27 protein-coding genes are annotated in these 25,430 nt (G+C 60.7%); 20 read left to right on the top strand and 7 right to left on the bottom strand.

What is annotated here, in order from left to right:
- Window positions 1-213 precede the first annotated feature (213 nt).
- Genes catA through FBY04_RS12220 form a run of 3 tightly spaced genes read right to left on the bottom strand, consistent with a single transcriptional unit; the run spans window position 214 to window position 2,644 of the window.
- On the bottom strand, window positions 214-1,143 hold the full coding sequence (gene catA / locus FBY04_RS12210) for a catechol 1,2-dioxygenase (protein WP_084323091.1): 930 nt from the start codon (window positions 1,141-1,143) through the stop codon (window positions 214-216).
- Between the two features lie 51 nt (window positions 1,144-1,194).
- Entirely contained in the window at window positions 1,195-1,485 is a 291-nt protein-coding gene (catC, locus tag FBY04_RS12215) for a muconolactone Delta-isomerase (RefSeq protein WP_145315355.1), read from the bottom strand.
- A gap of 10 nt (window positions 1,486-1,495) precedes the next feature.
- The gene (locus FBY04_RS12220) at window positions 1,496-2,644 is read right to left on the bottom strand and encodes a muconate cycloisomerase family protein (protein ID WP_178118278.1); all 1,149 of its coding nucleotides are present in this window, start codon (window positions 2,642-2,644) and stop codon (window positions 1,496-1,498) included.
- Between the two features lie 127 nt (window positions 2,645-2,771).
- Between FBY04_RS12220 and FBY04_RS12225 the strand changes: the two genes are divergently transcribed.
- The 7 genes from FBY04_RS12225 (at window position 2,772) to FBY04_RS12255 (ending at window position 7,456) form a co-directional block, all read left to right on the top strand.
- A complete protein-coding gene (locus tag FBY04_RS12225; RefSeq protein ID WP_145315356.1) occupies window positions 2,772-3,656 on the top strand; it encodes a LysR family transcriptional regulator in 885 nt (294 codons plus the stop codon).
- Window positions 3,657-3,883: 227 nt separating this feature from the next.
- Complete coding sequence (locus tag FBY04_RS12230; protein ID WP_145315357.1) at window positions 3,884-4,543, top strand: hypothetical protein; 660 nt, start codon at window positions 3,884-3,886, stop codon at window positions 4,541-4,543.
- Window positions 4,540-4,947 (top strand): PAAR domain-containing protein, encoded by a 408-nt coding sequence (locus FBY04_RS12235; RefSeq protein ID WP_017339358.1) that lies wholly within the window; start codon window positions 4,540-4,542, stop codon window positions 4,945-4,947. The genes FBY04_RS12230 and FBY04_RS12235 overlap by 4 nt, the downstream gene beginning before the upstream one ends.
- Window positions 4,944-5,516, top strand: coding sequence for a DUF4123 domain-containing protein (locus FBY04_RS12240; protein WP_145315358.1), 573 nt, complete (start codon window positions 4,944-4,946; stop codon window positions 5,514-5,516). Before FBY04_RS12235 ends, FBY04_RS12240 begins: the two co-directional genes overlap by 4 nt.
- Window positions 5,509-5,874, top strand: coding sequence for a hypothetical protein (locus FBY04_RS12245; RefSeq protein WP_145315359.1), 366 nt, complete (start codon window positions 5,509-5,511; stop codon window positions 5,872-5,874). The genes FBY04_RS12240 and FBY04_RS12245 overlap by 8 nt, the downstream gene beginning before the upstream one ends.
- Before the next feature lie 13 nt (window positions 5,875-5,887).
- The gene (locus tag FBY04_RS12250) at window positions 5,888-6,706 is read left to right on the top strand and encodes a Tox-REase-5 domain-containing protein (protein ID WP_306092198.1); all 819 of its coding nucleotides are present in this window, start codon (window positions 5,888-5,890) and stop codon (window positions 6,704-6,706) included.
- Between the two features lie 30 nt (window positions 6,707-6,736).
- Complete coding sequence (locus FBY04_RS12255) at window positions 6,737-7,456, top strand: Imm52 family immunity protein (RefSeq protein WP_145315360.1); 720 nt, start codon at window positions 6,737-6,739, stop codon at window positions 7,454-7,456.
- Window positions 7,457-7,475: 19 nt separating this feature from the next.
- On the opposite strand, the gene FBY04_RS12260 is transcribed toward FBY04_RS12255, so the two are convergent.
- Together FBY04_RS12260 and FBY04_RS12265 are read right to left on the bottom strand one after the other, a co-directional pair.
- Window positions 7,476-8,375, bottom strand: a complete 900-nt coding sequence (locus FBY04_RS12260; protein ID WP_145315361.1) for a polysaccharide deacetylase family protein — start codon at window positions 8,373-8,375, stop codon at window positions 7,476-7,478.
- A 92-nt stretch (window positions 8,376-8,467) separates the two neighbouring features.
- Complete coding sequence (locus FBY04_RS12265; protein ID WP_145315362.1) at window positions 8,468-9,415, bottom strand: ABC transporter substrate-binding protein; 948 nt, start codon at window positions 9,413-9,415, stop codon at window positions 8,468-8,470.
- A gap of 295 nt (window positions 9,416-9,710) precedes the next feature.
- Between FBY04_RS12265 and FBY04_RS12270 the strand changes: the two genes are divergently transcribed.
- The 5 genes from FBY04_RS12270 (at window position 9,711) to FBY04_RS12290 (ending at window position 13,667) form a co-directional block, all read left to right on the top strand.
- The gene (locus FBY04_RS12270; protein ID WP_084323081.1) at window positions 9,711-10,697 is read left to right on the top strand and encodes an aliphatic sulfonate ABC transporter substrate-binding protein; all 987 of its coding nucleotides are present in this window, start codon (window positions 9,711-9,713) and stop codon (window positions 10,695-10,697) included.
- A gap of 147 nt (window positions 10,698-10,844) precedes the next feature.
- Window positions 10,845-11,687: an ABC transporter permease gene (locus tag FBY04_RS12275; protein ID WP_145315363.1), complete on the top strand. Its 843-nt coding sequence runs from the start codon at window positions 10,845-10,847 to the stop codon at window positions 11,685-11,687.
- A 3-nt stretch (window positions 11,688-11,690) separates the two neighbouring features.
- Window positions 11,691-12,404, top strand: a complete 714-nt coding sequence (locus tag FBY04_RS12280; RefSeq protein WP_145315364.1) for an ABC transporter ATP-binding protein — start codon at window positions 11,691-11,693, stop codon at window positions 12,402-12,404.
- Between the two features lie 39 nt (window positions 12,405-12,443).
- The gene (locus tag FBY04_RS12285) at window positions 12,444-13,124 is read left to right on the top strand and encodes an SOS response-associated peptidase (protein ID WP_145315453.1); all 681 of its coding nucleotides are present in this window, start codon (window positions 12,444-12,446) and stop codon (window positions 13,122-13,124) included.
- A 270-nt stretch (window positions 13,125-13,394) separates the two neighbouring features.
- Complete coding sequence (locus tag FBY04_RS12290) at window positions 13,395-13,667, top strand: hypothetical protein (protein ID WP_145315365.1); 273 nt, start codon at window positions 13,395-13,397, stop codon at window positions 13,665-13,667.
- Window positions 13,668-13,911: 244 nt separating this feature from the next.
- Here FBY04_RS12290 and FBY04_RS12295 read toward each other — a convergent pair whose 3' ends face one another.
- Both FBY04_RS12295 and FBY04_RS12300 read right to left on the bottom strand, forming a co-directional pair.
- Window positions 13,912-15,258: a sorbosone dehydrogenase family protein gene (locus FBY04_RS12295; protein ID WP_145315366.1), complete on the bottom strand. Its 1,347-nt coding sequence runs from the start codon at window positions 15,256-15,258 to the stop codon at window positions 13,912-13,914.
- A 254-nt stretch (window positions 15,259-15,512) separates the two neighbouring features.
- Window positions 15,513-16,436, bottom strand: a complete 924-nt coding sequence (locus FBY04_RS12300) for a LysR family transcriptional regulator (protein WP_084322249.1) — start codon at window positions 16,434-16,436, stop codon at window positions 15,513-15,515.
- A 175-nt stretch (window positions 16,437-16,611) separates the two neighbouring features.
- On the opposite strand from FBY04_RS12300, the gene FBY04_RS12305 reads away from it, so the two are divergent.
- The 8 genes from FBY04_RS12305 (at window position 16,612) to FBY04_RS12340 (ending at window position 25,415) form a co-directional block, all read left to right on the top strand.
- Window positions 16,612-17,748: an iron-containing alcohol dehydrogenase gene (locus FBY04_RS12305; protein WP_084322248.1), complete on the top strand. Its 1,137-nt coding sequence runs from the start codon at window positions 16,612-16,614 to the stop codon at window positions 17,746-17,748.
- Between the two features lie 84 nt (window positions 17,749-17,832).
- On the top strand, window positions 17,833-18,612 hold the full coding sequence (locus FBY04_RS12310; protein ID WP_145315367.1) for an enoyl-CoA hydratase-related protein: 780 nt from the start codon (window positions 17,833-17,835) through the stop codon (window positions 18,610-18,612).
- Window position 18,613: 1 nt separating this feature from the next.
- Window positions 18,614-19,822 carry a CaiB/BaiF CoA-transferase family protein gene (locus FBY04_RS12315; protein WP_145315368.1) on the top strand — a complete coding sequence of 403 codons (1,209 nt, stop codon included), beginning with the start codon at window positions 18,614-18,616 and terminating at the stop codon, window positions 19,820-19,822.
- 210 nt (window positions 19,823-20,032) lie between these two features.
- Entirely contained in the window at window positions 20,033-21,076 is a 1,044-nt protein-coding gene (locus FBY04_RS12320) for a TRAP transporter substrate-binding protein (protein WP_145315369.1), read from the top strand.
- 15 nt (window positions 21,077-21,091) lie between these two features.
- Window positions 21,092-22,990, top strand: a complete 1,899-nt coding sequence (locus FBY04_RS12325) for a TRAP transporter large permease subunit (RefSeq protein ID WP_084322244.1) — start codon at window positions 21,092-21,094, stop codon at window positions 22,988-22,990.
- Window positions 22,991-23,030: 40 nt separating this feature from the next.
- Window positions 23,031-23,489: a thioesterase family protein gene (locus FBY04_RS12330; protein WP_145315370.1), complete on the top strand. Its 459-nt coding sequence runs from the start codon at window positions 23,031-23,033 to the stop codon at window positions 23,487-23,489.
- A gap of 14 nt (window positions 23,490-23,503) precedes the next feature.
- A complete protein-coding gene (locus FBY04_RS12335) occupies window positions 23,504-24,463 on the top strand; it encodes an amidohydrolase (RefSeq protein ID WP_084322242.1) in 960 nt (319 codons plus the stop codon).
- A complete protein-coding gene (locus FBY04_RS12340; protein WP_145315371.1) occupies window positions 24,456-25,415 on the top strand; it encodes an amidohydrolase in 960 nt (319 codons plus the stop codon). The genes FBY04_RS12335 and FBY04_RS12340 overlap by 8 nt, the downstream gene beginning before the upstream one ends.
- Window positions 25,416-25,430: the final 15 nt, after the last annotated feature.

Genomic DNA, 25,430 nt, shown 5'->3' on the forward strand with positions numbered 1-25,430 from the left:
TGGCCCCTTCGCGAGCAAACCGAATCGTCGCACCGCCGCTCCCGCATTTAACCGCGTTCGTTCTGAAGAAGCTCGGTCGAATGTGGGAGTGGCGGTGCGACGATTCGACTTGCTCGCGAAGGGTCCATCAGCTTCAACATCAATGTTGACTGACACTCCACTATCGCGAGCAAGTCGAATCGTCGAACCGCCGCTCCCACAGGGTTGCTGCTGTCAGTCCTCGAGTGCGCGAACCCGCTCGTGACGCTGCTGCTCTTCAGGCTGGGCTGACGACTGCAAGGTGAAATCGAATTCGATTTCAGCAAAGCGACCGCTCACACCATAAGCCGCCGCACGCGCCTGATCCTCGCTGAAGGTGATTTTCGCGATCAGCTCGTCACGGGTGGCGTAGGCGAAATCGTCGTGCAGGTATTGATCGCCGTCGAGGTTGATCTGAGTAGTCAGGTGACGATGATCCGGTGCCGAGATGAAGAAGTGCACGTGCGCCGGACGCTGGCCGTGACGGCCCAGTTGATCGAGCAGTTGCTGAGTCGGACCGTCCGGTGGGCAACCGTAGCCCGACGGCACGATGCTGCGGAAACGGTAACGGCCCTCGGCATCGGTGACGATACGGCGACGCAGGTTGAATTCCGATTGCGTGGTGTCGAAGTACGAGTAAGTGCCGCCCGTGTTGGCGTGCCAGACATCCACCACCGCGCCGGCCAACGGTTCGCCGGCGGTATTGAACACTCGGCCCTGCATGAACAGCGTCACACCCGGATCGACGCCATCATCCAGGCGCGCTTCACCTTGGGACAACGGTGCACCAGCCACATACAGCGGCCCTTCGATGGTCCGCGGCGTGCCGCCAGCCTTGCCGGCCTGCTCGTCTTCGGCGTCCATCAGCAGGTCCAGGTAATGTTCCAGACCGAGCCCGGCCACCACCAGGCCCGCTTCCTGACGCGCACCCAGTACGTTGAGGTAATTGACCGCTTTCCAGAACTCTTCCGGCGTCACGGCGAGGTCTTCGATGATGTTCACCGAGTCGCGCAGGATGCGGTAGATCAGTGCCTTGACCCGCGGATTACCGGCGTCATTGAGCAGGCCGCTGGCCTCTTCGAGAAATTTCTGGGCGCTGGCAGTGTGGGAAATCTTGACGTTCATGGTGGTTCCTCATCTTGTAATTATTAGCGTGGCGAACTGAACAGGCTGGGTTCAGCGGTCATCCTCGCGGATGGAAGAAGGATGCCGGCACATCGCGGTGACTTCGATCGCCATGTACGGGTACAGCGGCAATTGCATCAGCAAGTCGTGCAGCTCTTGAACGCTGTCGACATCAAACACGCTGTAATTGGCATAGAGCCCGGCGATACGCCACAGGTGACGCCACTTGCCTTGTTCTTGCAGGCGCTGGGACAGGGCTTTTTCGTCAGCCTTCAACCTGGCGGCTGCTTCAGGATTCATGTCGACCGGCAGGTTCACGGTCATTTTTACGTGGAACAGCATAATGCTCTCCTCAGGCTAGATGAATGGCGGTACAAGTTTTGTCGCGACGGAAGAACGCCAGGCGTTCTTCATCGATGCTCAGCCCCAGGCCCGGGGTTTTCGGCACGTGCAGTTCGAAATCGCGGTAGACCAGCGGCTCGCTGAGGATGTCTTCGGTCAGCAGCAGCGGGCCGAACAGCTCGGTGTCCCACGCCAGTTTGTTCAGGGTGATAAACGCATGGGCCGACGCCAGGGTGCCGATGCCGCCTTCGAGCATGGTGCCGCCGTACAGGCCAATGCCGGCCGCTTCGGCAATCGCGGCGGTTCGCAGCACGGCACGCGGGCCGCCGTTCTTGGCGATCTTCAGGGCGAACACCGATGCAGCGCCTTCACGGGCCAGGTTGAACGCGTCTTCCACGCACTCAATGGATTCGTCCGCCATGATCGGCGCCGGGCTCATGGCGTTCAGGCGCGCCATGCCGGCGCGGTTGTTGCGCGAAATCGGCTGTTCGATCAGGTCGATGCCGTTGGTGCCGAGAATCCGGCAGGCTCGCAACGCGATGGCTTCGTCCCAGGCTTGATTGACGTCGACCCGCACGCTGGCACGATCGCCCAGGGCTTTCTTGATCGCAATGACGTGGGCCAGATCGCGGTTGACTTCGCCGGCGCCGATTTTCAGTTTGAAGATGCGATGGCGGCGCAGGTCGAGCATTTTTTCCGCTTCGGCGATGTCCTTGTCGGTGTCGCCACTGGCCAAGGTCCAGGCCACCGGCAGTGCATCGCGAACCCGCCCGCCCAGCAGTTCGCTGACCGGCAGGCCAAGGCGTTTGCCCTGGGCGTCGAGCAACGCCGTTTCGATACCTGACTTGGCAAAGGTGTTGCCCCGAATGCTGCGCTCCAGGCGCAACATCGCGGCGTTCACGTTGGCGCTGTCCTGGCCGAGCAACAGCGGCGCGAAGTGGCGGTCGATGTTGGTCTTGATGCTGTCCGGGCTTTCGTTGCCGTACGCCAGGCCACCGATGGTGGTGGATTCGCCAATGCCTTCAATGCCATCGGCGCAACGCACGCGAGTAATCACCAGGGTCTGGTTCTGCATCGTGTGCATCGCCAGCTTGTGCGGGCGGATGGTCGGCAGATCGACGATGATCGTCTCGATCGATTCAATGGCAGTTTCAAGCATGGCGATACCCGTCAGGTTCTTAAAGTTCTGGAACCGATTCTGGTACGGCTTTTTTCGGGAAGCCAATATAGAATTGGTCTGACTTGATACCTTAAAGGTATGCAACCGAATTGTTTGCGGAGGTCCCATGGAACTGCGTCACCTGCGGTATTTTCAGGTGTTGGCTCAAACCCTCAACTTCACTCGCGCCGCTGAACTGCTGCACATCGCCCAGCCGCCCCTGAGCCGGCAGATTCAGCAGCTGGAAGACGAACTCGGGGTGTTGTTGCTGGAACGCGGCAGGCCGCTGAAGCTGACCGACGCCGGGCGTTTTTTTCATGAGCACTCCACCGCCCTGCTCGAGCAACTGGGCAAGGTCTGCGACAACACACGACGGATTGGCCTGGGCGAAAAAACCTGGCTAGGTATCGGTTTTGCGCCGTCGACACTCTATGGCGTGCTGCCGGAACTGATCCGCCGTTTGCGCAGCGGCGAGCCTCTGGAGCTTGAACTGGGGCTCTCGGAAATGACCACGCTGCAACAAGTGCAGGCGCTCAAGGCCGGACGGATCGACATCGGTTTCGGTCGGATCCGCATCGACGACCCCGCCATTGTCCAGACTGTCTTGACTGAAGACCGGCTGGTCGCCGCCCTGCCCGCCGGCCATCCATTGCTGGCGGGGCCGATCAGCCTGCGCGATCTGGCGAAGGAACCCTTCGTGCTGTACCCCGGCAATCCGCGCCCCAGCTACGCCGACCATGTGATCGCGTTGTTCGAGTCGTACGGTGTGAGCATCCATGTGGCGCAATGGACCAACGAGCTGCAAACCGCCATCGGCCTGGTCGGTGCGGGAATCGGCGTCACCCTGGTGCCGGCCTCCGTGCAATTGCTGCACCGCGACGACATTGGTTTCACGCCGCTGCGGGAAGACAACGCGACTTCACCGATCATCCTTAGCCGGCGCGTAGGCGATGTATCGCCGGGGCTGAATCATTGTTTGCGGATGATTGATGAGTTATTGCCAAGGGACTAACCGGTAAACACCCGGTGACCGACGCGCATGTCGACGTTGAGAACTGCACGATCAGGACGCAGATACATTTTGTCATAACTTCCTGCCCCAACCCGACTTTGTCGCCTGCCGGGAAAAGGTGATCATGGCCGGCGCACGGAACACGGCAATACCCTGTCATATCTTTCCGCAGTCCGAATGGAATTCGGCAGTTACGGTTTTGCGACCGTAATGTTCAAGGAGTAAGGATGCTTCGCCCATCGACATTCAAGTCATCCATTCGCCTTTATGGTCTGGTCAAACAGGTGAGCGGCGCTCAGGCCGGACTCGCGCTGACGACCCGAGACAGTAAGGGCCACCCTGCCGTTCAGGCCTTCGTTTCCAGGCTGGACGCTGAAATCATGGTGCGCACGTGCGGTGATGAAGGTCTGCAGGTGCGGCCTCTCTCGCAATTCTTTGACCCTGACTCTTTCCTCGCCGCCAATCGTGGCTGGCTGACGCTGCATATCGGTTGCGGGTTTGCCGCTCACACCGACAGGCTGATCGAAACCGATAAACGATTACGCCCCATGGGTTGGTTCATTCATGCCGATATCGGGAAGTGGACGCCTGACCACTACGCGTGTTGGGGCGAGCAACTCCCCCGTCAGCTCCAGGCGACTTACGACGCTGCCGGCCTGCATCACTACAACACCCTGCTCAACGAACTGGACGATGCAACGGCATACGATCTCCAGTGGCATACCGCAGAAGCCCTCAACGCTTTGCCAAGCGGTACATGCACCACCGAAAACCCCACACAGGTCGCACTGTTTGACGCCATCGAATGCCGATGGTGTTTCGCAAAATCGAATGCCCAAGGGAATAGCTTGCACGATACGCGCGTGCTTCAAGGAGGATTGTCATGAGTGGAAAACCTGCGGCACGGGTCACCGACCCCACGGCGTGCCCACTTCCGGGTCACGGTACGAACCCGATTGTCAGCGGTTCTGCGGATGTCTTTTTCGACGGATTGGCCGCCGCCCGGCAAACGGACACAACGGCCTGCGGGAGCGCATTGACCAGCAACGTCGTTCCCAATGTGCTGATCAATGGTCTGCCGGCGGTGACCATCGGGACGTTGGGTAATCACGGAAACGTCGTGGTGGGTGGATCCGGCACCGTCATCATCGGAATGAGTGGCGGAGGGGCCGCAGTATCAGCCGTCGCGTCGTTGCTCAAACTTCCGACGCTGTGCCTTCCCTGCTTGCTGGCAGCAGCCAAAAGGAACGCCAGCTTTGTTCCGCTGGAAAACCTCGGAGCCTCCCAATGATCCCGGATGACCAGACACCCCCTGTGGATCTGCAAACACGGAATTCACTGCAGGCGATTCAGCGGGCTCGCAGAGCGAATCCCGGTCTGCGTCACTATGCATTGGTTGACGGCGCGTGCTATCTGACACTGACCAAACGCTTCGATGAGCCTGGCGACCGGGTTCAATGGCAATGGTTGCTGGAAGGCACCGAGCTGGACGAAATCAAGCACGCGGGCCCGGCGCTTGTGACCTTTACGGACGACGACGCGCTCAGCGATCAGCTACTGCTCTGGCTGATCGGCAGGGATCAGCAATCGCCCCTGGTGTCCTGGCTGTGGAGTGAACAGGGGTTCGAGACTATCGCCGCTCACCTGAAAAACCAGTTGTTAACCCGCCTCCCGGACGGTCGCCGTGCGTTGTTCCGCTATTACAACCCAACCGTGCGCCAGGCCCTCGAACCGGTATTGACCGAGACGCAACAGGCGGAGCTCATGTCCGGCATCCTTTTTTGGCAAACCTGGCGGCCCTTGCAGCGAGATTACCTGACCTTCACTGCACCGAAAAAACCGGAGGTTTCCAGTGCTTGAACTCAGCGCAAAACAACTCGAACAACTGGATCACATCCGTCAGGACGAAGTGATCGACAAACTCCTGCTCGAAGTTCGTCAGCAAGACCCCGCGTGGTTCGCAAAAGTAGGTGAACCCAAAGCCAGTGCGTATCTCAGACAGCTACGTGATGAGGCCGAAGCGTTTGGAGTCGTGGCCCCTGAAGAGACCGAACTGTTCATGCGCTATGGGTTGTACAAGCCCGGCTTTCAGACATCGCCGGGGTTTGTGGAATGGATGCAACGCCCCGTTGCCGATACGCCGGAACAACGTTTTCGAGATTACGACAGCGTCATGCAATACATTGACGCACTAAAGGAATGGCCACGCGCCAGGTAAACCAGGGACGACAATGAGCAACCTTCTGAAAACACCCGGCACCGCAGGCTCCGGCGAACAACTCGCCCGAGGGCCGTTTCCCGTACCTCGCGGAGGCCTGCGCGGTCCTCTTGAAGGGATCCGGGTTCCGCCACCGACCCGCTTGCCCGCGCCACCGCCCCGCCCTGCTCCCATGCCGGCACCTCAACCGGCGCCCAAACCGATGCCGATGCCACAGGCTCAACCGAAACTTCAAACCGACCAGAAAACCGACGCGCCACCGGTGACTCGCGAACAGACACGCCAGAAGGAAGAGCAGTGCAAGAGCGAGAAAAAAGACTGCGTGGAATGCCCTCCGGACAAAGGCGTAATGGCGATCGCCAACAACGGCAAAGGTCACAGCATGTCTGACCTGTCCTCTCGCTATCAGCAATGGGTGACGAACTTCCCCTTCCCGAACGAATGGCGATGGAGCAACACCTGGTGGGACGGTTTTGACAAAAGCCGATGCACATTGCTGGAGGCCAAGGCTCGCTATGCCTTCATGTTCATCCCGGTCCTGAATACGCCTCGGCCCTGGGCAAATGTCAGAGAAGAATTGATTGCGCTCGCCAGAGCCCACTCACAGAAAGCCAGGCCTACGCCTCCTGTTTCGGTCGAGTGGCATTTCATGCAACGTGTGGTCTACGAATACTGTTCAGAACAATACAGCGATCTGGGCCTGACCAACCTGAGGGCGTTCTGGAACCCGCTGCCCGGCAGCAAGGACCAGGAAGAATACGATGAGCTGCGCAGGGAAGAAGAGAAGCAAATGGAGGAGTACTACAGAGACAACCCGGGATTGATCGCATAGTCCGACCCGCAACTCATTCAAGGTATCAGCATGACCCACTTCAAAAGCTTCATTTTCACATTCAGGTTCAACAAACCGGCCATTACGTCACTTCCCCTTGAGCTGCAGATAGAAAGAGCGGCCAGGTTTTTGCGAGAGCTCGGAGCCATCAGTCCGCTTCTGGCCAACTGGTATCTGCAAGGGAAAAGCCTCAAGGACTCACTTGCAACCAACGTCAGTACCGACACTCAAGCGCTGATCGACAAGGTAAAACGTGCTCATGATCCGGAGCTTCCTGACCTGACCGAATTTTCGGTCTGGAACGCCATCCAGGACCCGCTTGAGGGAGGCGTCGCTTTTCATTACAGCGCACATAACCTCGATTCCGTTTCAGCCATGTCCTTCGAGGACGCCGGCGCCTTATTGATGAAGTTCGAGCATCCGCAGGAGATGTTCTCCGAAATCATCAGCCTGGCAGTGAATATCTGGCCTGAAATTGACTGGGTCACCCTCGTACCGGCCAGTTACTTCAGAAAAGGACGTGTCTTCAAAGACCGGCAGACGATTGGATGGATCGGCTTTTGCCCCAAATCGTTGAACCCGGCAGACTTCCCTCAGGCACACAAACTGATTCCTGTGCCAGATCGAGGAACCATAGTCATCAGCTGCCCTGAGGTGATGAACGAGCAAAATCTCGACCACGTTGAACGGGTTGGGGATATCGATACAAAACTGGTAGAGCTGGGTTATTTGCCGATGTTTCTGAACTGAATCCTGGCGGAAGGACGCATCAGTCAGCGTCCGCGCCCCAGATCCAGTTCCAGATCCCCGGCAATTTCACCGGTTGCGCACTGTCACCAACGGTGCGCGCCATGGCTGCCCGTTGCAGTTCGGCTTGATCATCGTAAAACGGCTTCTGCGCCGTTTTCACGCCGGTCGCCTGTGCACTGTCGAGAAGGATTTGCAGGTATTCGCGGGCATGTCGGGCCGTGTAGCGATTGAGGTCGTGGAAGGTCACCACCACCGGGATCACCCCATCCACCGTCGGCAACTCACCCAATGCGATGCGCTCGCGCACCTCCGACATCTGCCGCAGCATGTTAGCCCGGCGCCGGGGACTGGCGTTGAAACCCCAGATCTTGCCGTCGTTGGCACTCAGGTCGGTCAGCAACACGTGCATGCCGTGCTTTTGATAGGCCGCGAAGACCCGTTTGTCGTAGTTCCAGAATGGCGGACGCACCAGGGTCGGCGGCGCGCCGGTGATCGCGGCAATGTCGGCACTGCCTTTGGTCAGCGACTGTTCCAGCTCTTCCGGGCTTAGTGAGCGGTGATTGGTGTGCCAGTGAGTGGCCGTGTGAAAACCCAGTATCTGCCCGTCGGCCTGTTCGCGACGCATGACCTCGCGGCCGATGTCGCTGTCGCCCGCCCGTGGCGCACCGGTCTGCACGAAGAACACCGCTTTGAGGTTCGGTTGCACCGGGTTGGTGGCCAGGCTGTCGAGGATCATCATCGTCGGGTTCCATAAACTCGACGCGCTCGGACCGTCATCGAAGGTCAGCAGAAAACGGATCGGCGGTTGCGCACGCAGCCGCTGTTCCGTCTGTGCCGTCATTTCTATGGGAGCCGCGATGCAACCCACCAGCCCGACGGCAATGGCAAGTGCGCAGAAAACCTTGAACAGCTGTTTCATCGTGTCCCCTGGGCCTGACCGTTGAGCCCGCACACGTGTGCGGGCGCCGGTTGGATCAGGTTACACAGTGTTTGGTTCCAACGCTGCGTCGGTTACTGATTGAGTGCCTGCTGGAACGAGCTGTCGATGATCGGCGCGGTTGCCAGTTCCGAAGGCAGCGCCTTGACCTTGAACAGGAAGTCCGCGGTGCTCTGCAAATCCTTGGCCGCCTGCGCGTCTACCGGGCCGACAGTCATGTGCGCCTGACGCAACCAGTGGCGAGAAACGTTCTGGTCGAGATTGGCCTTCTTCGCCCACAGATCGGCGTACTCGTCGGTGTGGTTGTCGACCCAGGCCCGAGCCTTTTTCAGGCGCACCAGGAAATCGGCAATGGCTTCGCGTTTGCTGTCGATGGACGGTGTCGACGCGGCGATGGCGCTGAGGCCCGGCATCAGGTTCTTGGCGGTGAGAATCGGTCGGGCGCCGGAGAACAGGATCTGTTGGGAAATGTAGGGCTCCCACACCGGAAAGGCATCGATGCTGCCCTGCGGCAACGCGGCAGCGGCATCGATCGGCATCAGTTTGATGAAGTCGACGTAGTCCTCCGGCAGGTCAGCTTGTTGTAACGCGCGCAGGGTCAATTGCTGGCTCCAGGCGCCGGGCCAGTAGGCGACTTTCTTGCCCTTGAGGTCGGCGATGGTTTTGACCGGCGAATCCTTCGGCACCAGCAACGCGATCGTGTCCGGGTTCTGTCGCGAGACCCCGATCAGCTTCACCGGCGCCTGCTTGGCGGCGAGGAACAGGAAGCCCGAATCACCAAGAAAACCCAGGTCCAGCGCGCCGGTGTTCAAGGCTTCGGCCAGCGGCGCGGCGGCCTGGAAGTGCTTCCAGTCGACGGTATACGGCGCGCCTTCCAGCACACCCGACGCTTCCACCGAGGCGCGCACGTTGTAGTAGTTCTGATCACCGACGTGCAGGACGACGGGGTCGGCGGCGTAGGCCATCGGTGCGGCAAACAACGCGCTGGTCAACAGACCGCGCACAAATCGGGACAGGTTCATGGGGGCTCCTTGAGAGTGAATGCCATAGACCATAACGCTCTTACAGATAGCTTTTTAAATTCTATTTATGCATAAGCTCATGACCGTCAGGCAACACTGTTTGCTCAGCAACAGCGACTCGACAGACTGTTTTCCCGGCAACATCCCCTTGGCTTCAGACCCCACGCCAAGCCTTGATCCAGCGCGAAATCCGCCACATGGCACAGAGCCTGCAATATTCCGTTTACGCAGGAACCATTCATAAAAAATGATCTTTTGGAAATAAGACATTCAACGCCTTGCCGGAGCTGATCTCATGAAGTCCACCTTCCGTTTTCCCACCGTCAGGTCTCTGCTCAGCGCCTGCGTCCTGGCCTTGAGCCTGCAACCCGCAGCGCAGGCTGCGCAAACGCCGCCGGCCGAAGTGCATCTGGATTACGCCTATTACTCACCGGTCAGCCTGGTGCTCAAGCATTTCGGCTTCCTGGAGAAAGCGCTGCCGCAGACCAAAGTCAGTTGGGTGCTCAGTCAGGGCAGTAACCGTTCACTGGAGTACCTCAACAGCGGCGGCGTCGACTTCGCGTCCTCCGCCAGCCTCGCCGCGGTGCTCAGCCGCGCCAATGGCAGCCCGATCAAGTCGGTCTACGTCTACAGCCGCGCCGAATGGACCGCGCTGGTGGTGCGCAAGGACTCGCCCTACAAGACCGTCGCCGACCTGAAAGGCAAGAAGATTGCCGCCACCAAAGGCACCGACCCGTACCTGTTCACGCTACGCAGCCTGCAACAGGCCGGCCTGAGCAAGGACGATGTGGAACTGGTGCACTTGCAACACCCGGACGGTCGTACCGCGCTGGAAAAAGGTGACGTTGAAGCCTGGGCCGGCCTCGATCCGCACATGGCCGCGAGCCAGGTGCAAGCCGGTTCGCGCCTGCTGTATCGCAACACCCGTTTCAACAGTTACGGCGTGGTCAGCGTCACCGACACCTATGCGAAAGAGCACCCGCAGACCATCGAAACCGTCCTGAAGGCGTACGAAGAGGCTCGAGAGTGGGCGGTGAAAAATCCTGATGAGCTGGCGAAATTGCTCGCCACCGAATCAGGCCTGCCGCTGGAAGTGGCCAAGCTGCAGCTGTCGCGCACCGACCTGAGCAGTCCGCAACTGACCGCCAGGGACGTGATCGCTTCCAAGGCAGCCGCGCCGATTCTGGTCTCCGAAGAGCTGGTTCGTCGTGGGGTGAATGTCGATCAGGTGATCGATCAACTGATCGACACCGGCTTCAAGGAAACCGTGGCTCGTCAATAAAAGCAAAAGATCGCAGCCTGAGGCGGCTCCTACATTGGGATATGCGTTTCTCTGTAGCAGCTGCCGCAGGCTGCGATCTTTTGATCTTGCTGCAAATCAGCACTGTAGCCCGCGCCTGTCGCGGATTCATCGTGACTGGAGAATTCCATGACCAGCAAAAGCAAACCCCTGCCCCTCGAATTACCATCAACGCGTCGGGCCACGCTTTCCTTGAGTAACGCCTGGCGCCTGCGTCTCAAGGGCCTGGCCTTGCCGGTGCTGATCATCCTGGTGCTGGAATGTATCGTACGCATCGGCTGGCTACCGTCCTACCAAATGCCCGCGCCCAGCGAAATCGCCCTGACCCTCGCAGACCTCGCCGAAGGCGCATTGTGGAAACACATCAGCGCCAGCCTGTTGCGGGTGCTGCTGGGTTTTGCCATCGGCGCCGGCCTGGCCCTGGTGTTTGCTGCCTGGGTCGGTTTGAGCCGCGAAGCCGAAGCCTGGCTGGAGCCGACGTTCGCCGGCCTTCGCTCGATTCCGAGCCTGGCCTGGGTGCCGCTGTTGTTGCTGTGGCTGGGCATCGACGAAACCTCGAAAATCGTCCTGATCGCCATCGGCGCGTTCTTCCCGGTGTACCTCAACGGCGTCGCAGCCATTCGCGACATCGACCGAAAACTGGTGGAAGTCGGGCAAATGTATGGTTTCAGCCGGACGCGGCTGGTCCGCCGAATCCTGCTGCCGGCCGCCCTGCCCGGCCTGTTCACCGGGCTGCGCAGCGGCATGAGCCTGGCCTGGATGTTTCTGGTGGCCGCCGAGCTGATCGCCGCGACCAAAGGCCTGGGTTATCTGCTCAGTGACGGTCGGGAAACGTCTCGCCCGGACATCGTGCTCGCGGCAATCATCGTGCTGGCGCTGCTGGGCAAACTCAGCGACGGCATCCTCGCGGGCCTGGAGAAACGTTTCCTGGCGTGGCGCGACACTTTCAACGGCCAGAGCGCAGAGGATTGAGCCATGAGCGAGCACCTGCTGGACATTCGCGTCGAGCGCAAAACCTTCGGCAGCACCACCGTGCTGCAAAATATTCACCTGCAATTGCAGCCCCGGGAAACCGTCAGCCTGCTAGGCCCCAGCGGTTGCGGCAAAAGTACGTTGCTGCGAATCGTCGCCGGACTGGAAAAGGACTTTCAGGGAGAGCTCGACAGCCGCGCCGGTGAAGTCGCATTCGTGTTCCAGGAACCACGACTGATGCCATGGCTGACGGTCGAGCAAAACATCGGCTTCAGCGCCGACAACCATTACGACAAGGCCTGGGTGGCGCAACTGATCGATGAAGTCGGCCTGACCGGTTTCGCAGACGCCTTGCCCAAGGCGCTTTCCGGCGGCATGGCGCAGCGGGTCGCCATTGCCCGCGGCCTCTACTCGCGACCCGATGTGCTGCTGCTCGACGAACCTTTCAGCGCGGTGGACGCTTTCACCCGGATGAAACTGCAGGACCTGTTGCTGGAGCTGGCCGAGCGTCACGCCATCGCCCTGCTGCTGGTCACCCATGATGTCGATGAAGCGCTGTATCTCAGCGACCGGGTGCTGGTCATGGACAATCGCCCCAGCCGCATTCGCCAGGAACTGGCCGTGCAATTGGCGCATCCTCGCGACCGGCGTGATCCGCTACTCGCGCAACTCAAGGCGTTGTCGTTGACCGAGTTGCAGCGGGCACATGTGATCTGAGGCGCGACTATGCTGAAACCTCGAGGGGAGGATTCGGTCATGTGCGGACGACTGTCGCAGTACCGGGGTATCCACGATTTTGTCGCGGTGCTGAGCATTCCCGACGCGCTGATCAACCACGTCGGCGACGAGCCGTTGGCCCGCTACAACGCGGCGCCGACCAATCAACTGGCGTTGTTTCACCTGGAAGACGTCGGGCTGGTGGCCGACAAGGTGCGTTGGGGCTGGCGGCCGCATTGGGCGAAGGATCGCGCAGCACCGATCAATGCCCGCGTCGAAAAAGTCGCCCATGGCCCGTTCTTCCGCGCTATCTGGCCGCACCGCGCAATCGTGCCGATTGATAACTGGTTCGAATGGGTCGATGCAGGCGATTCGACGCGACAACCTTGGCTCATCCGTCGACGGGACCGCGCGCCGATTTTCTGTGCCGCGATTGGTCGGTTTCCTACGGGTAGCGAGGAAGCGCGAGACGACGACGGCTTCGTGATCATCACCGCAGACAGCGCCGGCGGCATGCTCGATATTCATGACCGCCGACCGGTGGTGCTGTCGCCGGAACTGGCAAGGGAATGGCTCGCCCCCGCCACCCCCCGGGATCGCGCTGAACAAATGGCGTTGCTGCAAGGCGAAGGCAGTGAGAATTTCGAGTGGTACAAGGTCGGCAAAGCCATCGGCAACGTCAAAAACCAGGGTGCAGAGCTTATTCATGAACTGGCATGAAACTATCAATACCGATACAAACGCAATCGTATTTAACACCTGTTTATGCGGGCTAATAACTTCAGCGTTACAGAGAGTGTTTCACCCAGGAAACACTTATAGAAGTCTGGCGATTTGATCTTTTAACCGCTTGTCTGACATTGGCATCGACTTACATACATTTAGAATCACTACGGATAGCATGCGCGCCGCATTTCCATGGGTACCGCCCAGTTGACCAAAGAGTCAACAACTAAGGAAATCCCTACAACAAGCCTTGCAGAGAACTAAATGCGCGACGATTTTGCAATTGATCAAGTCGTTAGTCTGGAGTGCGTTTATCTTTCGATGACAGAACACTTTCGACTTAACTGTTTTATCGAACATTACATCAAGACCCGAAACCTGCGATCAGTTCCGGGGATTGACGGCGTCCTGCGTTCAACCCTTGGGCGCTATCCGGGCAAGCCTCCGGTGATGGTCAATGAGCTGAATGCGTGGATCGACAAGACCCTGAGTTATCGGGCCGCTCACCCTGATGTGTTGCAATTGGATGACGCTTGAAAAAGGTCCGGGATGTCATTGGGCAAAGGAGCTGGACAGTCCTGTAGCTTGCCTGACTCACAAAAAAGCCGCGAATATCGCGGCTTTCTCGTTATCAGCGTGCAGTTTTTTCCAGCGTCCAGCCCAACACATCCAATGCATCACAGCCGTCGTGGACAGCATGTACTTCCCGGTTAGACGCGTTGCTCTTGAGCTCATCGCGAGCAAGCTCGCGCCTACAGAGGACCGCACGGCGAGATGAGCTTTATTGAGCCGGTTTGACCGCCGCCACACGCCACACCTTGTTGCCGACATCATCGGCTACCAGCAATGCACCGCTCTGATCCAGCGCTACCCCCACCGGGCGCCCTTGCGCTTCGCCGTCGGCATTGAGGAAACCGGTGAGGAAGTCCACCGGCACACCGGAAGGCTTGCCATCGCTGAACGGGATGAACACCACTTTATAGCCGGCCTGCGGATTGCGGTTCCACGAGCCGTGTTCACCGATAAACACGCCATTGGCGAAGCTGGCCGGCATGGTGCGCGAATCGGAGAACGCCAGGCCCAGCGGTGCGACGTGGGTGCCCAGCGCGTAATCCGGGGAGATGGCCTGCGCCACCTTGTCCGGGCGCGGCGGTTCTACGCGGGTGTCGACGTGGTTGCCGTAGTAGCTCCATGGCCAGCCATAGAACGCCCCGTCCTTCACCGAGGTCAGGTAATCCGGCACCAGGTCGCTGCCGAGTTCGTCACGCTCGTTGACCACGGTCCACAACTCGTTCGAACCCGGCTTCCATGCCAGGCCGTTGGGGTTGCGCAGGCCGCTGGCGAACAGGCGCTTTTCTGCGCTTTTAACGTCGACTTCCCAAATCGCCGCACGACCTTCTTCGGCCTCCAGACCGTTTTCACCGACGTTGCTGTTGGAACCCACCGTCACGTAAAGCTTGGTGCCCTCGGGATTGGCGAGGACGTTTTTGGTCCAGTGGTGGTTGATGCCGGCCGGTAAGCCGGTGACTTTTACCGGCTTCGCGCTGATTTCGGTTTGTCCTGTGGTGTAAGGCACCTTGACCACGGCATCGGCGTTGGCAATGAACAGCTCGTTGCCCACCAACGCCATGCCGAATGGCGAGGCCAGTCCGCTCATGAACACCGTGCGGGTTTCAGCGTGACCATCGCCGTCGGCATCGCGCAATAGGGTGATCCGGTCGGCACTCGGCGCATCGGCGCCGACCCGGCCCATCACGAATCCCGTGACCGTGCGTTTCGCCCAGGCCAGCGGCCCGCTGCCGCCGTCAGTGGCACCTTCGGGCATCGGCGGGTGATTGCTTTCGGCGACCAGCACATCGCCATTGGGCAACAGGTAAATCCAGCGCGGATGGTCGAGATCGTCCGCCAGCGCGGTCACCTTGAATCCGGCGGGCGCCTTGGGCGTGTCACTGCCCGACCAACCGACCGCCTTTGACACCTTCAACGTGGGAATCAGCGAAGTGGTGGGTTCAGGCAACTGCGGCGACGGGCCGACGCTGGCGTGAGGCGGCAGTTTGGATGATTCACCACAAGCGGTGAGCAGCGCGGCAGCGGTCATCAAGAACGCCAGTCGGCGGGAGACAGTCATGGTTCGAACCTCGCAATGGCCATCCGTGGGCCAATTTAGGGGAAGGCAAAATCCTGTCGAGTATCACGGCGTTGATCCGCTACAAACACCGCACCCGCCACAAATCAATTTTGCCTGAATAGCACGAATGCGCACCGTCGATGCCGGGCACTATCCCAGATACAACGCGACCCACTGTAGGAGCCGGCTTGCTGGCGATGGGGACCGTGAGTTTTGCATCCATTTCAAGGCCGCCATCGCCAGCAAGCCGGCTCCTACAAGGGATTCAACAACGCCTCGCGTAACAGCCTGGCCGCCGGCGAGTCCGGCACGCCTTTGCGCGACACCAGTTCATAGGGTTCGCTGCGTGAGGTGATGGGCAGCGGCAGCGTGGTGGTAAAGCCGTAGCCGGAGCAGAACTTCGCTACGTCGGTCGACACCAGCGCGACGAGGGTCGGGTTTTCCTGAAGCAACGACAAGGTGGCAAAAGCCGAGGTGGTTTCCAGCAGGTGCACCGGAAAACGCAGGTCGGCCTCATGAAACTCCCGCTCCAGCAACAACCGCATCGGCATGTTGGCGCGATAGACGACCCAGCGGTAATCCACCAGGTCCTTCAGCGACAACTGCCGGGCATAGGCGAACGGATGTTGGGTGCTGGCGATCACCGCCAGGGTTTCCTCGACGAAGGTCGAACTCTCGTACAAATACGGAGTGGTGCTGATGGTGGTACGGCAGATCGCCAGATCCAGGCGCCCAGCGTCGAGCTGGCTGAGCAGCGCGGCGCTGGTGTCCTCGACAATCTCGATGGACAGCTTCGGGTTGTCGGCAATCACCCGACTGATCGCCGTGGTCAGCAGTGGAACGGCGCCCATGATGGTGCCGACGGACACGCGCCCGCCCTCGCCGCTCATGATGCCGATGATCTCTTCGCGCAGGTGTGCGAGGTCGGTCTGGATCAGCCGTGCGTACCGGATGACCGAGCGCCCGGCATCGTTCGGTTCAAGCCCGCGGTTAGTGCGGGTGAACAGCGAAGTGCCGAAGGTGGTTTCAATTTCTTGCAGCGCCTTGCTCGCGCCGGGCTGGGTCAGCGCGACCTGTTTGGCCGCGCCCAGCAAGGAGCCGTGCTCATCCAGGGCGATCAGCAAACGAAGCTGCTTGATGTGCAGGCGGGACATGATCGAGTTCAGTGAGGGCGTCATCAGGGTTAACTAAAAGTTATAGAGGTATCGAAAGTTGTCAGTATCGAGGCTGGCCACGACGGCCCTATAGTCCACCCCACAACCAGGCAATGCAACGGGTTTGACCAGAGTGCGAAGGCCCTCCTGCCCAAGACCGGTTGCAACAACAACAATCCTGTATAACTTGTGGTGAATCATGTCACTCATCAATTACGTCACCAAAATCCAGTTCGGCTACGACAGCCTGCAGCACCTGGCAGCCGAAGCCGAGCGCGCCGGCATCACCCGGCCGCTGATCGTCACCGACGTCGGTGTGCGCAATGCCGGGATCGTCGACAAAGTCATCGCGGCCCTCGGCGGCCTCCCTCCGGCGATTTTCGACGCCACCCCGCCCAACCCGAACGAACACGCCGTGCGTGAAGCCGTGGCGCAATATCGCAGTGGCGAGTGCGATGGCATCATCGCCGTCGGCGGCGGTTCTTCGATCGATCTGGCCAAAGGCGTCGCGGTCTGCGCCACCCACGAAGGCCCCCTGCTCAGCTTTGCGGTGATCGAAGGCGGACTGGACCGCATCACTTCGGCCACCGCGCCGCTGATCGCGATTCCGACCACTGCGGGCACCGGAAGCGAAGTCGGCCGAGGCGCCATCCTGATCCTCGACGATGGCCGCAAAGTCGGCGTCATCTCGCCGTATGTCGTGCCTCGCGTGGCCATCTGCGATCCGGAGCTGACCCTGGGTCTGCCGCCCATGCTTACCGCCGCCACCGGCATGGACGCCATCGCCCATTGCATCGAAACCTTCATGGCACCGGCCTTCAACCCTGCCGCAGACGGCATCGCCCTCGACGGCCTGTGGCGTGCCTGGGAACACATCGAACGCGCCACCTCCGAACCCGGTGACCGCGAAGCGCGGATGAACATGATGAGCGCGTCCATGCAAGGCGCGTTGGCCTTCCAGAAAGGACTGGGCTGCGTGCACAGCCTTTCCCACGCCTTGGGCGGCATCAATCCGAAACTGCACCACGGCACGTTGAACGCGATTTTTCTACCGGCGGTCGTGCACTTCAACGCCAACGCCCCGACTGTCCGTGGCGAGCGCAAACTGGAACGACTGCGCCATGCCATGGGCCTCGAGGCCGACGCGAACATCGGTGCGGCCATCGAAGACATGACCAAACGCCTGGGCCTGCCTACCCGTCTGAGCCAGATCGGCGTCGATGAAAGCCTGTTCGCCGGCATCGTCGAGGGCGCGTTGCACGATCACAGCCACAAGACCAATCCGCGCGAAGCATCCTCGGCCGACTACCTGTCGATGCTCGAACAATCGCTGTAAGCAGCCGCTATCCAACAACAATAAATCAGGAGGCATCCGCGTCGCCGATCTCACCCCTCGAGCATCGACGACAGCGGAACAATCATGAAGCCCACCGTCCTTATCGAACGGCAAGACGCCATTGCCATCGTCACCCTCAGTCATCCGGGAAAGATGAACGCCCTGACCCTGTCCATGTGGCAAGACCTGGGTGACGTCATGACCGAACTGTCCGCCGACCTCAGCGTGCGCTGCGTGGTGTTGCGCGGTGCGGGCGAACAGGCCTTTGCCGCCGGCGCCGATGTCGGCGAGTTTCCGGCCGTGCGTGCCAACCAGGCGCAAGCCCGACACTATGCCGAAGTCACTTCAGCGGCGATGCGCGCAGTTGTCGACTGCCCGCACCCGGTGATCGCAATGATCCACGGCGTGTGCGTCGGCGGTGGCCTGGAAATCGCCGCGCTGTGCGACCTGCGCATCTGTGGCACTTCCAGCCGCTTCGGTGCGCCGGTCGGCAAGCTCGGGCTGGTCATGTCCTATGACGAAATGGCCGGGCTGGTGGCGCTGGCGGGACGCTCGACGACCCTGGAGATTCTTCTGGAAGGCCGCATTCTCGACGCCCACGACGCCTACGTGAAAAACCTCGTGACCCGCGTCGTACCGGATGCCGAAGTCGAATCCGAAACCCTCGCCACCGCCAAACGCATCACCCACGGCGCGCCCCTCGTTGCTCGCTGGCATCGCCAGGCAGCGCGCCAACTGGAAGCCGGCGTCGCACCCACCGTTGAACAGATCGATAGCAGTTACTCCTGCTACGACACCGCCGACTTCCAGATCGGCCTGAACGCGTTCATCGCCAAAGCCAAACCACAATTCGAGGGCAAATAACATGGGACCGCTGACAGGAATGCGCGTGGTAGAACTGGCTCACATCATGTCCGGCCCGGTGTGCGGCATGATGCTGGCCGACATGGGCGCTGACGTGGTGAAGGTCGAGAAAGTCCCGGACGGTGATGACTCCCGCCGCTTCTCGCCGATCATGGCCAGCGGCGAATCCGCTTCGTTCATGGTGGTCAACCGCAACAAGCGCGGGATCGGCCTGAACCTTAAAACCGAGGGCGGCCGCGACGTCTTGCGCCGCCTGCTGATGGACGCCGATGTGGTCACGGAAAACTACCGCGCCGGCACCATGGAAAAATTCGGCCTCGGTTACGAAACCCTCAAAACCCTCAACCCCGGGCTGATCTACTGCGCGATTTCCGGTTACGGCCGCAGCGGGCCGTTCGGCGAAAAAGGCGGTTTCGACCTGATCGCCCAAGGCATGAGCGGCATGATGAGCATGACCGGTGAAGCCGGGCGTGAGCCGGTCAAGGCCGGTTCGCCGGTGGCCGACATCAACTCCGGCATCCTCGCCGCCCTCGGCATCTGCGCCGCGTTTGCCGCGAAGCAGAAAACCGGCCTTGGGCAGATGGTCGACACTTCATTGTTCGAAGCCGGCCTGCAACAAATGTACTGGCCCGCAGCAGCGTATTTCGCCGACGGCACCATCCTGCCGAAAATGGGCTCGGCCAACTCCACCAGCGCGCCGTACCAGGTGTTCCGCACGGCGGATGGCTGGATCAACATCGGCGCCGCCAACCAGGCCAACTACGAGCGACTGGTCGAGGCGCTGGCCGTTCCGCAGCTGAAGGCCGACCCACGTTTCGCCAGCAACGCGTTGCGCATGGAGCATCGCTTGGCGCTGGTGGAAATTCTCAACGAAGTTCTGGTCGCGCGCACCACGGATGAATGGATGGTGTTGTTCGACAGCCTCGGCCTGCCTGCCGGGCCGGTCCTGGACATCGCCGCCGCATTGGCCCACCCGCAAACCAAGGCACGCGGCATGGTCGTCGAGACCGAACACCCCACCGAAGGCCGGGTGCGCGGCATGGGTTTGCCGATTCACTTTTCCGACATGGACAACGCCCCGCCAACCACCAGCCGCCCTGCGCCGCTGCTCGGCGAACACACTCGCGAAGTGCTGAAGGAAAGCGGCTTTGCGGACGATGAAATCGACGAGCTGATCCGAAGCCAGGCAGTGGTGGCACTGGCCTCCTGAATCGCCGGCAAAACTAACTATGTGGGAGCGGGCTTGCTCGCGAATGCGGTGGGTCAGTCAATGTAGATATCGAATCTGATGGCCCCTTCGCGAGCAAGCCCGCTCCCACAGGAAAGCCGCGTTTATTCAGAACACACGCGTCATCGTTAACGTCCATCGCGAGCAAGCTTGCTCCTACAAAAACAAAACAAAAACAAGAAGGTGAACATCATGAGCCGTATCTTGACCGAGGCCGTCAGCCGCCGATCCTTTCTAGTGTCTGCCGGCGTCACCGTGGGTGGCGCGTTCGCCGCCAACCTGCTGCCCTCCAGCGTCTTCGCCGCGACCAAACCGATCGTGCTGCGCTACACCAGCAGCCTGCCTGACACCCATCCGCTGAACATACAAATGAAGGCTGCTTCGCAAGCCATCAAAGCCGAAACCAACGGCGCGGTGGACTTGCAGGTATACGCCAACGGCGCCATGGGCGGCGACACCGACATGCTGTCCCAGGTGCGTGCCGGGGCGATCGATTTCATTCCGTTGCCCGGCGCGATCCTCTCGACGCTGGTGCCGGCCATGTCGATTGAAAGCATGCCGTTCGCGTTCAAGGACTACGACAGTGTCTGGGCCGCGCTCGACGGCAAACTGGGCGAGCACGTGCGCGCCAAGACCGAGAAGGTCGGCCTGATCCCGATGGAGAAAGTCTGGAGCAACGGCTTCCGCCAGATCACCAGCTCGACACGGCCGATCAATACCCCGCAAGACCTCGCCGGCTTCAAGTTGCGCGTGTTGGTCAGCCCGTTGTGGACCTCGATGTTCAGCGCCCTCGGCGCCTCGCCGACCGGCATCAGCATCAACGAAACCTACTCGGCCTTGCAGACCAAAGTGGTCGACGGCCAGGAAAACCCATTGGTGGTGGTCGAGTCCGCACGCTTCTATGAAGTGCAGAAATACTGCTCCATGACCGACCACATCTGGGGCGGCTTCTGGATCGTCGCCTCGGGCAAGACCTTTCCAAAACTGCCCACCGATGTGCAGGAAATCGTCTCCCGGCAGATCAATGCCGCCGCGCTGGTCCAGCGCCAGCAGGTGATCGACCTCAACTCCAGCCTGGAGCCGTCCCTGACCGCCCACGGCATCACCTTCAACAAAGTCGACCGTTCATTGTTCAGGACGGACCTGCAATCGAAAGGCTTCTACACCCAATGGAAGGAAAAGTACGGCCCGGAAGCCTGGAGCTTGCTTGAGCAATACGCGGGTCAACTGTCCTAAGCCGGAGACAAGGTCATGAAAAATGAAATACCAATGACGGATGTGTCCCCCGCTGAAGGAATCAGCCCACGCCAAACCACGTTTCGTCTGGGTCGCGCACTCGACACCGGCCTGCGCTGGCTGACCGAAGGCAGCGCAGCGTTGCTGGTGGTCATCGAAGTCACGCTGTTGTTCTGCAATGTGTTCTATCGCTACGTGCTCAACCAGCCGATCGTCTGGGGTGATGAGCTGGCTTCGCTGCTGTTCCTCTGGCTGGCGATGCTCGGTTCGGTGGTGGCGATGCGTCGCGGCGAGCACATGCGCCTTACCTCGTTCATCGGGCGGCTGCCCGTGGAAAAGCGCGCCTTTATCGACACCTTGGGCGCGGTGATTGTCATCACCTTCATCGGGCTGCTGTTCACCCCGGCGTGGGAGTACGTCAGCGACGAGTGGATCATCACCACCGCCGCCCTGGAAATCCCCAACGCCTTTCGCGTGTCCGCTATCGCCGTCGGCCTGAGCCTGATGCTGATGACCTGCGTCGCGCGGCTGTTGACCAGCGCGCGGTTGATCGACTTCTCGGTGTCGGTGGCAATGCTCGCCTCCCTCGGCGCGCTGTTGTGGGTGGCCGAAGGCTGGATGCTGCTGATGGGCAACTGGAACCTGGTGGTCTTCTTCATGATCGGCGTGATGGCGATGATCGTCATCGGCGTGCCGATCATGGTCGCGTTCGGCCTGGCGACGGTGGCGTATCTGTCGACCATGACCAGCACACCGCTGACCCTGGTGATCGGGCGGATGGACGAAGGCATGGCGAGCCTGATTCTGCTGGCCATCCCGCTGTTCGTGTTCCTGGGTGCGCTGATCGAAGCCATGGGCATGGCGCGAGCGATGATTCGTTTCCTGTGTTCGTTGATCGGCCATGTGCGCGGCGGTTTGTCGTATGTGCTGATCGGCGCGATCTACCTGATCTCGGGTATTTCCGGTTCAAAGGCTGCGGACATGGCCGCCATCGCCCCGGCGCTGTTTCCGGAAATGAAGAAACGCGGCGAGGATGAAAACGAACTGGTGGCGATGCTCAATGCCTCCGGGGCGATGTCGGAAACCATTCCGCCGAGCCTGGTGCTGATCACCATCGGCTCGGTGACCGGCGTGTCGATTTCCGCACTGTTCACCGGTGGCTTCATGCCGGCGGTGGTGGGTGCGATTGCCATGGCCGCCGTGATCTGGTGGAAGAACCGCAAAGGCGAGGCTTCCACCGGCAAACGCGCCTCGGGCAAGGAAATCGGCCACTCATTGTTGCTCGCGATCCCTGCGCTGGCCCTGCCCTTCGTGATCCGCACCGCCGTAGTTGAAGGGGTCGCCACCGCGACCGAAGTCGCCGCCATTGGCGTGGCCTACACCTTCATCGTCGGTTTGCTGTGCTACCGCTGCTTTGACTGGCGGCGCCTGTACCCGATTCTGGTCAGCACCGCGTCATTGTCCGGCGCGATCCTGATCATCATCGGCAGCGCCACCGCCATGGCCTGGGCACTGACCCAGTCGGGCTTCTCCCATCAGTTGGCGCAGGTGATGTCGACAGTGCCAGGTGGTGCGATGGGCTTCCTGATCATCTCCGCCGTGGCGTTCATCCTGCTCGGCAGTTTCCTGGAAGGCATCCCGGCCATCGTGCTGTTCGGACCACTGCTGTTCCCGATTGCCAAGGCCATGGGCATCAACGACGTGCATTACGCCATGGTCGCGATCTTCGCCATGGGCCTGGGCTTGTTCGCCCCACCGTTTGGCGTCGGTTTCTACGCCGCGTGCGCCATCGCCAAGGTCGACCCCAGTGGTGCCATGCGCCGGGTCTGGCCGTATCTCGGCGCGTTGGTCGTAGCGCTAGGGGTGCTGATTGCCGTGCCATGGATTTCCATCGGTTTCCTGCCCAACGCCTGAATCACTTTTTGACTGTCCGCATGCAAACACGAGGTTTCTCATGAATTTTTCCACGCTCGAAGCCGGCACCGCCACTGAACGCAAACTGATCGTCGACACGCCACGCACCATCTCGTTTCTCGGCGAGGACCTGCGCATCTACGCCACGCCACGGTTGGTCGACGACATCGAACAGACCTGCCTCGATTACCTGCTGACCTTCCTTGATGAAGGCGAAAACACTGTGGGCGCGGCGGTGGATATCCGTCACGTCGGCGCCACGCTGCTGGGCATGTCGGTCAGCATTGTCGCCACGGTCACCCGCATCGAAGGTCGCAACGTCACTTTCAACGTCGAAGTGCGCGATGACGTCGAGCTGGTCGCCACGGCGGCGCATACCCGGGTGGTGGTGAACGTCGCCAAACTGCGCAGCCGCGTGCAGGCCAAAGCCGAGGCTGCCGCCGCTGGCGAAGTCGAAGACGGCGTGCTCAGCCCTTCCCAATTCTCTGCGTCGCGCTGAAAAAGGGTCGAGTCATGATCACGCTGCACGAACGCAACGGTTTGCCGAACCTTGCCGCCGAGGATGCGCTGCCGGTTGTCGATGCTCACCATCATCTGTGGGATCTCGGCAGCGGTCGCTATCCGTGGTTGCAGGACGACTATCACGAGGACTTTTTCCTCGGCGACTATCACAGCCTGCGCCGTGATTTCCTGCCGGACGCCTTCCTCGCGCTGACTGAAAAACAACGCTTGGTGGGCACGGTGCACGTCGAGGCCGAGCGTGCTCGCGACGAGCAAGTTGCCGAGACACGCTGGCTGGAACAGGTAAACGCCCGTTACGGTTTCCCGAACGCCATCGTCGCCCACGCCTGGTTCGATCGCGAAGACAGCGCGCAGATTCTGGCGGAACAGGCCGCCCGGCCACTGGTTAAAGGCATTCGTTCGAAACCGGTGACCTCGGCTTCACCGGACGTATCGGTTGCCGGGGCCAAGGGCACCCTGCAGGACCCGAAATGGCTGGAAGGATTTTCCCGACTGGCTGACCACGATCTGTCGTGGGACCTGCGCGTACCGCCGTGGCATCTGGTCGAGGCGGCCGAGGTCGCGGCGATGTTTCCGCAGATCCGTATCGCGCTCAATCACACCGGTTTCGCCTGGGATCGCAGCCCCGCAGGCATGGCGCGCTGGCGCAAAGGCCTGGAAGCGTTGGCCTTGCAGCCCAACGTGCACATCAAGTTGTCGGAATTCGGACTCAAGGATTCGCCCTGGAACTACGACGATAACCGGGTGGTGGTGTTGACCGCCCTGGAGATCTTCGGCCCCGAGCGCTGCATGTTTGCCAGCAACTTTCCGGTCGCCGGTTTACGCGCTTCCTACGACACGATTGCCGATGGCATGGCCGCGATGCTCGCACCCCTGGGGCGAGCCGTGCAGGAAGCAGTGTTCGCTGGCAACGCTCGACGCTTCTATCGTCTGGAGGCGCCACATGGATAACCTGTCCGCCCTCGATTGGCGCGCGCGTTTTCTGGCCAGCGGCGATGATGCGGACTTGCCCATCGTCGATGCGCATCAACACTATTTCGACATCGAAACCCATTACTACCCGTGGTTGAACGACCGCCCGTTGCGACCGTTTCGTTATGGCGATTACTCGTCCATCTGCCGCAATTTCCTGCCGGCAGACTATCGCCGATTGACGGGCAACCATCGCGTTGTGCAGACGGTGGTGATCGAAGGCGAATGGGACCCGGCGACGCCGTTTGAGGAAGTGAGGTTTGTCGAGTCGCTGGCGAAAACCGAACCGACCCTGGGCGCCATGGTTGCGCAGGCCTGGCTTGATCGCGAGGACGCTTTCGATCTGCTGCGGCTGTACGGCGATCACCCGCTGGTGCGCGGTATACGCCACAAGCCAACGGTGACCAGCCGTGAGGCCTGGCGTGAAGATTTCGCCGAACCCGGCTCCATGCGCGATCCGCGCTGGCGCGACGGTTACGCCCGACTGGCCGAAAACGGCCTGCACTTCGAGTTGCAGGCGCCGTGGTGGCATCTGGCGGAAGCCGCCGAACTGGCCCGGGACTTTCCCGACACAACCATCGTGGTCAATCACACCGCACTGCCGGCAGATCGTTCGGCAGAGGGTTTGGCCGGCTGGCGTGAAAACCTCGCGCTGCTGGCACGCGAACCGAACGTCGCGCTGAAGATTTCCGGCATCTGCATCCCGGGCGAGGCATGGCCGGTCGAGGCGAATCGCGAGGTAGTGAACGACGCGATTTCGATCTTCGACGTCAGCCGCTGCGCGTTTGCCAGCAATTACCCGGTCGATGGCGTGGTGAACAGTCTCAGCGAAGTGTTCGACGGTTTCAAAACCATCGTCAGGGAGCGTTCCCTGACCGAGCGGCTGTCCCTGTTTCATGACAACGCCCGGCGCCTCTACCGCCTCGCGTGACCCGATTTGAACAGC

Source organism: Pseudomonas sp. SJZ080, from assembly GCF_007828295.1.
Classification (GTDB): Bacteria; Pseudomonadota; Gammaproteobacteria; order Pseudomonadales; family Pseudomonadaceae; genus Aquipseudomonas; species Aquipseudomonas migulae_A.